Annotated in this window: 11 protein-coding genes; 7 read left to right on the top strand and 4 right to left on the bottom strand. The window is 46.2% G+C overall.

The window, feature by feature from the left end; all coding sequences use genetic code 11:
• Positions 1–35: 35 nt before the first annotated feature.
• The 3 genes from CWO08_RS07910 to CWO08_RS07900 are packed head-to-tail and all read right to left on the bottom strand — an operon-like array spanning position 36 to position 2,335.
• The gene (locus CWO08_RS07910; protein WP_048661291.1) at positions 36–971 is read right to left on the bottom strand and encodes a bifunctional GNAT family N-acetyltransferase/hotdog fold thioesterase; all 936 of its coding nucleotides are present in this window, start codon (positions 969–971) and stop codon (positions 36–38) included.
• A 16-nt stretch (positions 972–987) separates the two neighbouring features.
• Positions 988–1,422, bottom strand: coding sequence for a D-aminoacyl-tRNA deacylase (gene dtd / locus CWO08_RS07905; RefSeq protein WP_004735590.1), 435 nt, complete (start codon positions 1,420–1,422; stop codon positions 988–990).
• Entirely contained in the window at positions 1,394–2,335 is a 942-nt protein-coding gene (locus tag CWO08_RS07900) for a virulence factor BrkB family protein (protein WP_080967389.1), read from the bottom strand. Before CWO08_RS07900 ends, dtd begins: the two co-directional genes overlap by 29 nt.
• Positions 2,336–2,556: 221 nt before the next feature.
• On the opposite strand from CWO08_RS07900, the gene CWO08_RS07895 reads away from it, so the two are divergent.
• Together CWO08_RS07895 and CWO08_RS07890 are read left to right on the top strand one after the other, a co-directional pair.
• The gene (locus CWO08_RS07895; RefSeq protein WP_048663052.1) at positions 2,557–3,198 is read left to right on the top strand and encodes a DUF2959 domain-containing protein; all 642 of its coding nucleotides are present in this window, start codon (positions 2,557–2,559) and stop codon (positions 3,196–3,198) included.
• A gap of 31 nt (positions 3,199–3,229) precedes the next feature.
• A complete protein-coding gene (locus CWO08_RS07890) occupies positions 3,230–3,760 on the top strand; it encodes an AAA family ATPase (protein WP_102432204.1) in 531 nt (176 codons plus the stop codon).
• Between the two features lie 344 nt (positions 3,761–4,104).
• Here CWO08_RS07890 and typA read toward each other — a convergent pair whose 3' ends face one another.
• Positions 4,105–5,940 carry a translational GTPase TypA gene (gene typA / locus CWO08_RS07885; protein ID WP_017059220.1) on the bottom strand — a complete coding sequence of 612 codons (1,836 nt, stop codon included), beginning with the start codon at positions 5,938–5,940 and terminating at the stop codon, positions 4,105–4,107.
• A 562-nt stretch (positions 5,941–6,502) separates the two neighbouring features.
• On the opposite strand from typA, the gene glnA reads away from it, so the two are divergent.
• From glnA to CWO08_RS07855, 5 genes are all read left to right on the top strand, one after another.
• Positions 6,503–7,912 carry a glutamate--ammonia ligase gene (gene glnA / locus CWO08_RS07875; RefSeq protein WP_048661288.1) on the top strand — a complete coding sequence of 470 codons (1,410 nt, stop codon included), beginning with the start codon at positions 6,503–6,505 and terminating at the stop codon, positions 7,910–7,912.
• Between the two features lie 215 nt (positions 7,913–8,127).
• Entirely contained in the window at positions 8,128–8,697 is a 570-nt protein-coding gene (locus CWO08_RS07870; RefSeq protein ID WP_108020202.1) for a DUF4124 domain-containing protein, read from the top strand.
• Positions 8,698–8,865: 168 nt separating this feature from the next.
• Positions 8,866–9,942 (top strand): nitrogen regulation protein NR(II), encoded by a 1,077-nt coding sequence (glnL, locus tag CWO08_RS07865; RefSeq protein WP_048663049.1) that lies wholly within the window; start codon positions 8,866–8,868, stop codon positions 9,940–9,942.
• Between the two features lie 120 nt (positions 9,943–10,062).
• Positions 10,063–11,466 (top strand): nitrogen regulation protein NR(I), encoded by a 1,404-nt coding sequence (gene glnG, locus CWO08_RS07860; protein ID WP_048661285.1) that lies wholly within the window; start codon positions 10,063–10,065, stop codon positions 11,464–11,466.
• Positions 11,467–11,574: 108 nt separating this feature from the next.
• Positions 11,575–14,157, top strand: coding sequence for a GGDEF and EAL domain-containing protein (locus CWO08_RS07855; RefSeq protein ID WP_102478224.1), 2,583 nt, complete (start codon positions 11,575–11,577; stop codon positions 14,155–14,157).
• Positions 14,158–14,161: the final 4 nt, after the last annotated feature.

Here is a 14,161-nt window from a genome sequence, read left to right as displayed (position 1 = left end):
TCAATAATTCTATCTATCATCAAGCGAGCGTGAAGTTATTCACTCGCCTTGCTATCCGTCGATAGTATTTTCTTATAATCAGGGATCAGCATATAGGTACCGGTAAACTCTACCGCTTCCACATCGCCGCTGTGAATGGTCACGTGAATGATGATACGTGCCTTTCTGCCTGACGCGAGGCGGTCTAAATCACCACTGATACCGTCTAACGAAGTAGAGGCAACAGGATTTTGCTCAACCGGATGACGATAACGAATATTACTGTCTGCCAATACGATATCACCGGTCAGGCCACGCTCTTTCATCAGTAACCACGTCATACCCCAACCCGTTAAAGTCGCAAGCGTAAAGGCGGAGCCTGCAAACATGGTGTTATGCGGGTTCAAATTAGGATTCAGTTGAGCACTACACTCAAATTGGTAACCTGTATATTGGTTAATCTTGATGCCCATCTTGTCACTGATCGGGATCTGATGTTCCCAGCGCTGCTGCAGCTCATTACACCATTCAGGTTTGCGCAGTACATCCGCCATTGGGTCAAGGTGCTTAACCATTTGTTGGTGACGCACTGGGCCACGTTGGTCGTTAATCTCACCGCGACGTTCAAATTCATTCTTCTCATAGAATGAGATCGCATCTTCACGTGCATTACACACCAAGCGCTTAGCGCCCTCTTGACGCGCTAATGACTCTAGCGCAACCAAGATCAGTGAGCCCATGCCTTTGCTTCGGCGAGAGTTCTTCACCGCCATGTAGCGGATCTGACCTTCTAGATCTGGGGTGATATACAGACGACCAATCGCCATCGGGCGACCACGGCCATCAACAATCATACGATGGTGACTCATTGGGTCATATTCATCGCGCTCTGAACCTACCGGCATTCGCCAAGGTTCACGGAGCATCTGCCAACGAAAATGGTAATACTTGTTTAGCTGATTTTCGGTGGTCGGTGTTATGAGTTTAAACATGCTTATTCCTTTAAGCCTAAACCTGCAGCCAGAATGTTACTGGGCCATCATTAACCAAAGACACTTTCATGTCGGCTGCGAAGCGGCCACGTTCCGTTGGCAACACTGATTCACATTGGTCAGAGAAATAGTTGTAAAGACGCTCTGCATCTTCTGGGTGAGCACCACGAGAAAACCCTGCTCGTGTCCCTTTCTTGGTATCGGCTGGCAGAGTGAATTGAGACACCACTAATACCTTACCTTCTACCTGTTTCACGTTGAGGTTCATTTTATCGTCTTCATCTCCAAAGACACGATAAGTAGTTACTCGTTCCATCAAACGCTTGGCTTTGGCTTCGTCATCACCTTTTTCTACGCCTAACAAAACCAATAAGCCTTGCTCAATCTCACCAACTACTTCGCCATCAACACGGACGGCAGCTTCACTTACTCTCTGGATCAGTGCTATCACTGTTGTTTCCTTGCTCTGTGATTTTGTCTTTATCCGACGAGTGTACCATTTCTTTCGAGTCACTCCACTGTTCCTGCTCACCCAATGCGGCCGTCACCTCAGCCCCCACCAGCACGATCAACCAGCACAAATACACCCAAACAAACAGAATAGGAATTGCCGCTAATGCGCCATAAATCAACTGGTAAGAAGGGAATTGCGTAATGTAGGCTGCAAAGCCTTTCTTACTGAGTTCGAACAACAGAGCCGCAACCAGAGAGCCCGCTGCTGCATGAGAAAAGTGTATCTTTTTGTTGGGAACCAGCAGGTACAGACCGAAGAACGCAAAGAAAGAGAGAATCAAAGGAAGTTTGCGAATCACGGTATTAAAGGCACCAGACACCACCTCATTTTGCAATAAGCTCAATGATGTCACGTAAGACGTTGCAGCAATACTCGCACCGACCAAGATAGGTCCAAGCGTGAGCACCATCCAGTACATAGAAAAAGACAGCACCGCACGTCGCTTTTCCGTTACTCGCCAGATGTAGTTTAGGTTCTTATCAATATTCGAGATCAGCATCAGCGCTGCAATGAATAAGAACACACTACCTACCGCCGTCATCTTGCCGGTATTGGCAACGAACTCTAACAAAGCACCGTGCACCGCATCTCCTGATGCTGGAACAAAGTTGGTAATGACGAAATTTTGAATCACCACGCCAACATCAGCAAAGACTGAGAATGACGACAAGATAGAGAGCAAAACCGTCAACATCGGCACAATTGAGAGCAAGGTAATGTACGCCAAGTACCCCGCATTCACGTTGACTCTATCATGCGTCATGCGCGCCAAAAGATAGCGAGAAAACTGAATACTGAGTGTGGCGACCTTTTTTATCTTCAACTTGTAACTCCCTGGTAACTCGTTCATAGTCCTAATTATTATTCCGTTATATTAATCACAGTAAGTAAATGTTCAAAAATAGCGTAGGAAAAAGGCTTGAGAACAAGGAAGCCCTTCTCGGCAAAGAATAGTTTCGATAAGTAGTCATTCTACAATCAAAAATTCTAACGCCGTTATCGAGCATTTTAACAAGCTAGATTGAGCAGTTATTTACTACGATTGATATTATTTAACTATAGGAAACTAGGATGCCTTATTTAATAGTTATAGTCCTCTCTATTTTTACTCTTACTGGATGCCAATCCGCTTATTACTCCGCAATGGAGCAAGTGGGTTACCACAAACGTGACATTATGGTCGACAGAGTAGAAGACGCGAAAGAGTCTCAGCAGGATGCTCAGGAAGAATTTACCAGCGCACTTGAAGCCTTGAGTAGCCTGACTAACTTCAGTGGTGGCGACCTTGAAGACATGTACAACAAGATTAATGATAAATACCAAGACAGCGAGAAAGCCGCACAAAATGTCAGTGACCGCATTGCTGCGATTGAAGATGTGTCCGATGCGCTATTTGAAGAGTGGCAGGGTGAGTTAGATCTCTACACCAGTGATTCACTGCGTCGTTCAAGTGAGAAAAAGCTGCGTGAAACCAAATCGTCTTACCAAACCATGCTATCAGCAATGAAAAGAGCTGAGAAGAAAATGGATCCGGTACTGAACACTCTTCGCGACAACACGCTTTATCTCAAGCACAACCTCAATGCGAGTGCGGTTGGTTCACTGCAAGGCGAGTTCATGAGCTTAGAAAAAGACATCGCCTACGCGATTAAGCAGATGAATGCTGCCATCGCAGAATCAGATAAATTCCTAGCTCAGCTGAACCAAAAATAACATCAGTAGAAACGAATCAAGATAAGCCCGTATGAACCCAATCATTATTACTGGCGGTCCCGGAGCCGGAAAAACAACTCTGATTAATGCCTTGGGTGACATGGGTTACCCAACCTTCGCAGAGTCCTCTCGCCAGCTGATCGAAGAACAAAGTCAGCTTGAAAACGGTATCTTGCCTTGGTTAGACCTTCCGGGCTTTGCTCAGCTATGTTTAGGTGTAATGAGCGAGCAGAAAGAGCAAGCGAGGCAGCACCCAACTGCATTTCTCGATCGCGCTATTCCAGATATCGGTGGCTATTTGGCTCAGGCTAAACTAGATATAGATGCGACTTACCGAGAAGCAAGCAAGGGTTATCACTCACAAGTCTTGTTCTGCCGACCAGAGGCTTCGATTTATGTTCAAGATGAAGTGCGCCCTTACCCCTTTGAAGAAGCATTAGAGATTCACTACGCGCTGGTCAACGTCTATCAAGAGCTAGGTTATGAGATCGTTGAAGTGCCATTTATGTCGGTAGCTGAGCGAGTTCAATTCGTTGAAAGCCACCTAGGAATCAAAAGCTAGATTCCAGATATCTCGTCCCTCAATTCTGGAATGACGATTCGATGAGTAGATATAAAACACGCTCTTCGTATCACGCATCTCGTCTACTCGCACTAAACAAACCACCGTCATTCCCTACAGCGAGGAACGAGCGTGATAGGGAATCTCTTCCATGCCGTAAAAAGATTCCAGATATCTCGTCCCTCGATTCTGGAATGACGATTCGATGAATAGGTATGGAACACGCTCTTCGTATCCCGCATCTCGTTTACCCGTATCTATCCTAATGCCATATAAAACAAAAGCCCCGAGCAGCTAGGCTACTCAGGGCTTTCTTAATTAGCTAGAAGCTGGTCAGCTGGCAATTAAGCCTTAGCTGGACGTGCTGCACGCTTACGTTCGTTTTCAGTAAGAAGCTTCTTACGGATACGAATGCTTACTGGCGTTACTTCTACTAGTTCGTCTTCGTCGATGAACTCAAGAGCTTGCTCTAGAGTGTGACGGATAGGTGGCGAAAGAACCTGTGCTTCATCAGTACCTGATGCACGAACGTTCGTTAGCTGCTTACCTTTCAGACAGTTTACTGTTAGGTCGTTTGAACGGTTATGAATACCGATGATTTGACCTTCGTATACTTCATCCGCGTGCTCAGCAAATAGACGACCACGTTCTTGTAGGTTGAATAGTGCGTAAGTCAGAGCTTTACCAGTAGCGTTCGAGATTAGAACACCGTTGTTACGTTGACCAATTACGCCGCCTTTGTGAGGACCGTAGTGATCAAATGAGTGGTAAAGAAGACCAGAACCAGACGTTAGCGTTAGGAACTCAGTTTGGAAACCGATAAGACCACGAGAAGGCATCATGAAGTCCATGCGAACACGGCCTTTGCCATCTGGAGACATATCAGTTAGCTCACCTTTACGTAGACCGATGTTTTCCATGATGCCACCTTGGTGCTCTTCAAGCACGTCGATAGTCACAGTTTCAAACGGTTCAGTTAGGTTGCCATCTTCGTCTTTCTTGATGATAACTTCTGGACGAGATACAGCTAGCTCGAAACCTTCACGACGCATGTTTTCGATCAGGATAGATAGGTGAAGTTCACCACGACCTGAAACACGGAAACGATCTGGGTTATCAGTTTCTTCAACACGTAGTGCAACGTTGTGTACTAGTTCTTTCTCTAGACGCTCAAGGATGTTACGTGAAGTAACGAACTTACCTTCTTTACCCGCGAACGGAGAAGTGTTTACTTGGAACGTCATTGTTACTGTTGGTTCATCAACAGAAAGCGGAGTCATTGCTTCAACATTGTTTACGTCACAGATAGTGTCTGAAATTTTCAGCTCACCAAGACCAGTGATTGCAATGATGTCGCCAGCGTTAGCTTGCTCAACTTCGTGACGGTCAAGACCTAGGTAACCAAGAACTGTACCTACTTTACCGTTACGTTTTTTGCCTTCTGCATTTACGATAGTTACTTGTTGGTTTGGCTTAACAGAACCACGAGTAACACGAGCAACACCGATAACACCTACGTAAGAGCTGTAATCAAGTTGCGAAATTTGCATTTGTAGTGGACCGTCAAGGTCAACTGCAGGCGCGTCTACTGTATCAACAACAGCTTGGAACAATGGTTCCATGTTCTCGCCAGTTTCGCCTTCAGTCATTGTTGCCCAACCGTTTAGAGCTGAAGCGTAAACAACTGTGAAGTCTAGTTGCTCATCAGTAGCACCTAGGTTGTCGAAAAGGTCGAATACTTGATCCATAACCCAATCAGGACGAGCGCCTGGGCGGTCAATCTTGTTGATTACAACGATTGGCTTAAGACCGTGTGCGAATGCTTTTTGCGTTACGAAACGAGTTTGAGGCATTGGGCCATCAACTGCGTCAACGATAAGCAGAACAGAGTCAACCATAGACATGATACGCTCAACTTCACCACCGAAGTCCGCGTGTCCCGGAGTATCTACGATGTTGATGCGGTAATCATTCCAGTTGATTGCTGTGTTCTTAGCAAGAATGGTAATGCCACGCTCTTTTTCGATGTCATTCGAATCCATGACACGCTCTTCAGCTTCACCACGAGACTCAAGAGTGCCTGACTGTTGTAGCAGTTTATCAACCAAAGTCGTTTTACCGTGGTCAACGTGCGCGATGATCGCGATATTTCTTAACTTATCAATCTGTGGAGTAGACATGGATTCTCGATTCACTCATAAAAGTAGCCGTCACTTATCTCAAAAGTTTGGATAATAACCGCTAGCTTGATTTAAAAAACGGTCAATAATATACCAGATTCTAGACAAAAACCCAGAAATATGTGATCTGAACCGGGGCTTTTTTCTTTATTAGCGATTCATATCCGCTTAACTTTGATTCAGTACAGTATTGAGCAGCCAAATTCGTAGGACTCTAAAAAAGCATCACCTGCGAGTGGCGAGCCAAATCTCCCGCAAAATAAAAAAAGTGGATTGACAACTTAGGCAATTAATTGCTGAATGGTGCTCGCTTATGTCTCATATTGGTGCACAGACAACCGATTGCACCAATAAAGTGCAATCAGAGATCATTTTGGTGCAAAAAGTAGATTAAGCAAAACTTAAAAACAGTTAAATCATTGAAATTAATGGAATAATTTTTTTGGCACGTTTTTGGCTATAGATAAATCAGCATCGATTAATGCACTTAGAGACATTAATCAATGCTAGTTTCAACCGAATCGAGCTAATACCGAATTAATAACACTGGAGGTTATCCAAGATGTCAGTAGAAAATGTACTATCCCTGATCCAAGAGAACGAAGTTAAATTTATCGACTTACGTTTTACTGATACAAAAGGTAAAGAGCAGCATATCTCTATTCCTTCTCACCAAGTTGATGCAGACTTCTTCGAAGAAGGCAAAATGTTTGACGGCTCTTCAGTAGCTGGTTGGAAAGGCATTAACGAATCTGACATGGTAATGATGCCAGACGCAGCATCTGCTGTACTGGACCCATTCACAGAAGACGCAACACTAAACATCCGTTGTGACATTCTTGAGCCTGCAACAATGCAAGGCTACGACCGTGACCCACGCTCTATCGCTAAACGTTCTGAAGAGTACCTACGTTCTACAGGTATCGCAGACACAGTTCTAGTTGGTCCAGAGCCAGAGTTCTTCCTATTTGATGACGTTAAGTTCTCAAACGACATGTCTGGTTCTTTCTTCAAGATCGACGACGTAGAAGCAGCTTGGAACACAGGTACTGAATTCGAAGGCGGTAACAAAGGTCACCGTCCTGGCGTTAAAGGCGGTTACTTCCCAGTAGCTCCTGTAGATTCATCTCAAGACATCCGTTCAGCAATGTGTCTAGTAATGGAAGAGATGGGCCTAGTAGTTGAAGCTCACCACCACGAAGTAGCAACTGCGGGTCAAAACGAAATCGCTACTCGCTTCAACACGCTAACAGCGAAAGCTGATGAAACTCAAATCTACAAGTACGTTGTACACAACGTTGCTCACGCATTTGGTAAAACAGCGACATTCATGCCTAAGCCACTAGTTGGTGATAACGGTTCTGGTATGCACGTTCACCAATCTCTAGCAAAAGACGGCGTTAACCTGTTTGCTGGTGATAAGTACGGCGGCCTATCTGAAATGGCTCTTTACTACATCGGTGGTGTAATCAAGCACGCTCGTGCAATCAACGCGTTTGCTAACCCATCAACTAACTCGTACAAGCGTCTTGTACCTGGTTTCGAAGCACCTGTAATGCTTGCTTACTCAGCACGTAACCGTTCTGCTTCTATCCGTATCCCAGTAGTACCAAGCCCTAAAGCACGTCGTATCGAGCTACGTTTTGGTGACCCAGCAGCTAACCCATACCTATGCTACTCAGCAATGCTTATGGCTGGCCTTGACGGCATCAAGAACAAGATTCACCCAGGCGAAGCTATGGATAAAGATCTATACGACCTTCCTGCAGAAGAAGCAGCTGAAATCCCAACAGTTGCAGAATCTCTACAAGAAGCTCTAGCAGCGCTTAGCGAAGACCGTGAGTTCCTAACAGCTGGCGGCGTATTCTCTGACGACTTCATCGATTCTTACATCACTCTGAAATCTGACGACGTACAACGCGTGAACATGGCTACACACCCACTTGAGTTTGAACTGTACTACTCAGTTTAATCTCCAGTAGAGATAAGCTATTTCTTACTGCAAACTTGTAAGAATCGCTGACTAAATATTAGGCTCGCCTCGCAGGCGGGCCTTTTTTATATTCTCTCGACGCTCCCCTCCTCGTAACATACCTTAGACAAAAGCCCTCAGAGGCTGTCGCGCGAAATACAATAAAACCAACGCCAAACGTGAAATCATCTAACGGTGAAAAAGAGGCTAAAGATATGAAAAATATACTGTTCCTGATCGGGTTAACAGTCGCACTCTCATGCTCAGCTCAAACAGTGTATACCTGGGTAGATGAAGAAGGCGTGCTCCACTTTAGTGATAACCCTAGCGCTCAAGATGCCGAGGCCCTTCGCCTGCCAGATGTGCAAGCTGCAGCACCCGCTCCTAAATTTGAGGCCTCGACTCCGGTTGACGCCGCTGCTTCATCTACAACTAAAACGGCAACGCCAGCTAAAACTCAGGCAGAAACAGAAACCACTGAGCGCGAGGTTCCCACTCAATTAGTACTCGCTATGTTGACTCCAGTTCATGACCAAACGATTCGTAGCAACCGTGGGTTAATCCCGGTTCAGATAGAGCTCAACCGAAAACTTGGTATTGGAGAGCAGCTGCAATTAATGCTCGATGGCCGTCGTTATGGCGCTCCTCAAACCCAACCTAACTGGGAATTAAAAGGTATCGATCGAGGTACTCACACCATTGCAATTCAAGCACATAGAAGCGGCAAGCTTATTGCATCTACTAGTCCAGTCACCGTGTATTTACATCGAGCGACGCTCAAGTAGGCCAATGTGTTAAAAGAGACTAAATAACCTCTACTTTTCACCTAATCGAAGCAGCTTTCAGCGACTCTAATGAATTATCTTTAGCTTCTGGTTGATATGCGCCATACTTGAACTTAGCTACGCACCATTTTGGTGCAGTGAGAAAAACACCAGTTCAAGGACGAAATAGTGAATCGATCAGCCAAAAGCGACAGCATAGATACACATCATCTTTCCAGCGCCATTCTCGACAATATGGTGACTTCGACATTGATGCTCGATGAGCAATTGTATGTGCGATACGCCAATCCGGCAGCTGAACAGCTCTTTTCGCAGAGCGCGCGACGCATCGTTGATCATCCACTAAGCCAACTTATCCAACACGCCTCATTGGATTTGGCACTGCTAACACAACCGCTACAAAGTGGCCAGAGCATTACCGACAGTGACGTGACCTTTGTGGTTGATAACCGCCCACTGATGCTTGAGGTAACAGTTAGCCCAATCTCTTGGCAGCGAGAGACGCTGTTATTGGTTGAGATGCGAAAAATAGACCAGCAAAGACGCCTCAGCCAAGAGCTTAACCAACACGCACAACAGCAAGCGGCTAAGCTGCTGGTGCGTGGATTAGCTCATGAGATAAAGAACCCACTAGGCGGCTTAAGAGGAGCGGCGCAATTACTTGGCAAGATGCTCCCTGATCAATCTTTGAATGAATACACCCAGATCATTATTGAACAAGCCGACCGCTTAAGAGCCTTGGTCGACCGTCTGCTTGGTCCACAGAAGCCGGGAACCAAGTCAGAAGAGAACCTTCACCAGATACTTGAAAAAGTAAGGCAGTTGGTCGAGCTCGAATCCGGATCCACACTGGCGATTGAGCGAGACTACGATCCAAGCCTGCCACCAATAGTGATGGACTCAGCGCAGGTTGAACAGGCGATGCTCAATATCGTGAGCAATGCGGCGCAGATTTTAAAGGCACAAGATTCGGGCAAAATTACCATTCGCACCAGAACGGTGCATCAAGCCAACATTCATGGTCAGCGACACAAACTCGCTGCACGCATTGAGATCAGCGATAACGGCCCAGGCATCCCCGATGATTTAAAAGACACGCTTTTTTACCCAATGGTTAGCGGACGAGAGGGTGGCACAGGCTTAGGGTTATCGATATCTCAAAACCTGATCGATCAGCACAACGGAAAAATTGATGTTGAAAGTTGGCCAGGTAACACCACATTCACGATTTATCTACCGATTTAGGTCACAAGAACCTCGCGATTAGACAGCGAGATGAAGACTCAACTCGGTAACACAAAGATTAAGACATCATAAAAACAACAATGATTATCACAATAGATTTGGCTGCAAAGGAATTGAATTATGAGTAAGGGATACGTTTGGGTCGTCGATGACGACAGTTCTATCCGCTGGGTAGTAGAGAAAACACTTTCATCTGCGGATATAAAGTGTGAAACATTTGCTGATGCTGAGAGCGTATTACTTGCGCTTGAACGCGAGACTCCTGACGTATTGGTGTCTGATATTCGTATGCCCGGCATTGACGGGATTGAGCTGTTGCATCAGGTTCATCAACGCTCTCCCGACCTGCCCGTAATCATCATGACCGCGCACTCAGACCTCGATGCTGCGGTGAATGCTTATCAAAAAGGCGCCTTTGAGTATCTACCAAAGCCGTTCGACATTGATGAGACACTGACTCTCGTAGAACGAGCAATTGCGCACAGCCAAGAACAGAAACGCGAGCAAGCCAGTGAAGTCGCTGAAGACACCAATGCGCCAGAAATCATCGGCGAAGCACCTGCGATGCAGGAGGTTTTCCGAGCTATTGGCCGTTTGTCTCGCTCATCGATATCCGTGCTGATCAATGGTGAATCGGGTACGGGTAAAGAGCTGGTTGCCCACGCGCTGCATCGTCATAGCCCAAGAGCCAAGAAACCCTTCATAGCTTTGAACATGGCAGCGATCCCCAAAGATCTGATCGAGTCTGAACTGTTTGGCCATGAGAAAGGCGCCTTTACCGGAGCCAACAGCGTTCGCCAAGGACGTTTCGAACAAGCCAACGGCGGCACACTATTTCTTGATGAGATCGGCGACATGCCACTCGATATTCAGACTCGCTTGTTACGTGTACTTTCTGATGGTCAATTCTATCGTGTAGGTGGACACTCTGCGGTTAAGGTTGACGTGCGTATCGTTGCGGCAACCCACCAAGATCTTGAGCGCTTGGTACATGAAGGTGACTTCCGTGAAGACCTTTTCCACCGCCTCAACGTTATCCGAATCCATATCCCAGCGCTGCGCGAACGTAAACAAGACATTGAAAAGCTGACTCACCACTTCCTAGCATCCGCCGCCGAAGAGCTAGGTGTTGAAGTGAAGACACTGCATCCTGAGACCATTTTGAAACTCAACCAACTCAATTGGCCGGGTAACGTGCGTCAGCTTGAGAACATTTGTCGTTGGCTCACCGTGATGGCGAGCGGCAGCGAAATTCTCCCTTCAGACCTGCCACCAGAGCTGTTGGAAGAAAAAGTGGTGACAACCTCAGGAACTGGAGATAACTGGCAACAACTGCTCGCCAATTGGGCAAAGTGTGCGCTTGATTCAGGAGAAAAAGAGCTGCTGACTTATGCTCTGCCAGAGTTTGAACGTATACTGCTAGAGGCTGCACTCAACCATACTAATGGTCATAAACAGGATGCAGCTAAGGTTTTGGGATGGGGAAGAAATACCCTAACTCGTAAACTCAAAGAACTGTACTAGACCTTATATTATTTTCGATGCAGCTACTTTTTAACCAAAAAAGTGTCGCTTGGTTTGAATAGTGTCGGTACAATTACAGTACACTATTCACCAAAGTTGTAGCTAAAGATGTCTTTGAAAACACAAATTACTTTGAGAACCGCAGTGGTTCTGCCATTCGTGATGATTTTTCTGTTCACTATGGGCGTAATGGTTTTCACTCAAAAGCTAAGCTACAAAGAGATGGTGAGTGATGTTAGTGCACGCCAACTAACATCACTGACTGATAATGTTCATCAAAGCCTGTCTAATTTTTTAGAAAAGCCATTTCATGCGAACCTCTCGCTCAGCCATAACATCGGCTACCACCACCTTTATCAAGCGGGTAATCTCAGCAAGGTCCAAGACTATATTTTTTATACGTTTTCAGACCATTACACTGCTGTACCTCAACTCGATGTTATCGGCTTTGGTTCTGAAGATGGTAACTACGTCGGTTTCCGCAAAGAAGCCAATAAAGGCTACACCTTGATGGTGCAAGACGAACGCACCAATGATCAGTTGGTCATTTACCGTGGCAGTAAGATCAGTGAAGACATTCGCTCGGTAATTTCAGGTTACGATCCAAGAATCCGTCCTTGGTACACACCCGTTGCGACACAGAAAAAACCGTTATGGTCACCAATTTATGCCAATGCTGACGAGCGCCAAGAAATCACCTTATCTGCTCTCGCGCCTATCTATGATGATAACGAATTCAAAGCCGTCGTAGTCAGCGACATCAAGATCAATACCTTCAATGCATTTCTCCGAAAGCTCAAAGATAGAACGGATGCCTCTGTTTACATCATCGATAAACAGCAACGCTTAGTCGCGCATTCAGGCGGAGGCAGTGTCGTTTCATGGGGCACAGGAAAAACCCACAAGGGCCAACGTCTCCTCGCAACAGAGAGTGCTAACCCCGTCATACGTGAAAGCGCCAGTTACGTAGACCAATTCCACCTAATCGATAATTTGGGCGAGCAGCGCTTTAGCTTCCGCCTAGACAACGAACGCTACTTCAACCAAATCACCCCTTACGAAGATGAGCACGGCCTCACGTGGTTTATTGGGGTGTCGATCCCTGAAAGTAATCTGCTCGGTGAATTGCCAGAAAATCAAAGAAACAGTTGGTTGCTCGGGCTGGCACTGAGTTGCCTTGGGGTCATTGCAGGATTAATTGCCTTTAATCGTGTAACCCAACCGATAACCTCGACAGCGGATGCAGCAAAACGCCTTGCTAAGGGCGATTGGGACACGAGCATGCCAAAGATGGGTCATATCTATGAAACTAGCATGTTGGTGGAGTCATTCAATGAAATGACCAACAACTTAAAGGCCTCGTTTCACGCGTTACAGTCTCAGGTTACCTATGACTCATTAACTAAGCTATACAGTCGTGAAGGCTTTATTGACGCTGCCAAGAAACATCCTGACAACGAAAAAGGCACGCTGTATTTGATTGGTATTGATCGCTTCCGAGACATCAATGACAGCCTAGGTCATTACAATGGTGATCAGCTGCTTATCATTTCGGCCGCACGCTTAAGAGGCACACTGCCATCCGAATACCTGCTGGCTCGTACTGGTGGTGATGAGTTTGCCATCTATGCGCCAAACGTTACGCAAAGCGATGATGTTCAGCTCCTGACTAATCGCTTACTTCAAACCTTCGCTTCCCCATTTTCAATGGAATCGGAGAGCGTGGTGATTAAGGTATCGATGGGGATAGTGAAGGTCTCGAATCTCCACGACATCACACTACTGTTACGCAGCAGCAGTATTGCATTGAGCAATGCGAAACAAGACAAAACCAATGTCAGTATTTATAGCCCTGAAATGGGCAAAGCATCAAGACATCGAACCAAGATGCTAGCGCGGATGAATCGAGCGATTGAGCTTCAGCAGTTCGAACCGTTTTACCAGCCTATTATTGATCTGGAATCCGGGTCAACTATTGGAGCTGAAGCTTTAGCTCGCTGGATAACCGATGAAGGGGTGATCTCGCCACTCGAGTTCATTCCTCTCGCGGAAGAGAGCGGGCTCATTTACGATATCGGAAAACAAATTCTGCATAAGTCGTGTCGCGATACCGCCATCGCGATTGAGTCAGGAAAGTGGAGCAAAGATTTCTCGATTCACGTAAATCTATCGGTCGATCAGCTAAGCGAAAGTGGCTTTGTTGAACAAGTAAAAGGCACGTTGCGAGACACAAAGCTGCCAGCAAGCAACCTGACACTAGAGATCACTGAATCACGCATCGTCGACAACGACCCGACCATCATCGATAACATGCTGACACTAAAAGCATTAGGGGTCTCAATCGCAATTGATGATTTTGGTACTGGCTACTCTTCCCTAGCCTATCTGCAAAAGCTGCCATTTGATTGCCTGAAAATCGATCGTAGCTTCGTTAGCAAGCTAGAAAAAGAGAACCTAGACAGCTCCATCGTCGCGGCCATCGTTAACATCACTAAGGGTTTCAAAGTAAGCTTGGTGGCCGAAGGCGTTGAAACACAGCAACAGGCAGAATTACTCAAGCAACTACAATGCCCGCTTGCTCAAGGATTCTTATACAGCCGTCCAGTTCCGTTTGACCAATGGCCTACCGACCTCAGCAACTCCAAACAAAGTGCCAAGGTCAAACAAAATACCACTGAGAGCCTCACCTAGTCAG

This window comes from Vibrio sp. 10N.286.48.B8 (assembly GCF_003050085.1).
Lineage (GTDB): Bacteria > Pseudomonadota > Gammaproteobacteria > Enterobacterales > Vibrionaceae > Vibrio > Vibrio crassostreae.
The sequence above is the reverse complement of the archived record's forward strand: the minus strand, read 5'-3'. Positions and strand labels throughout refer to the sequence as shown.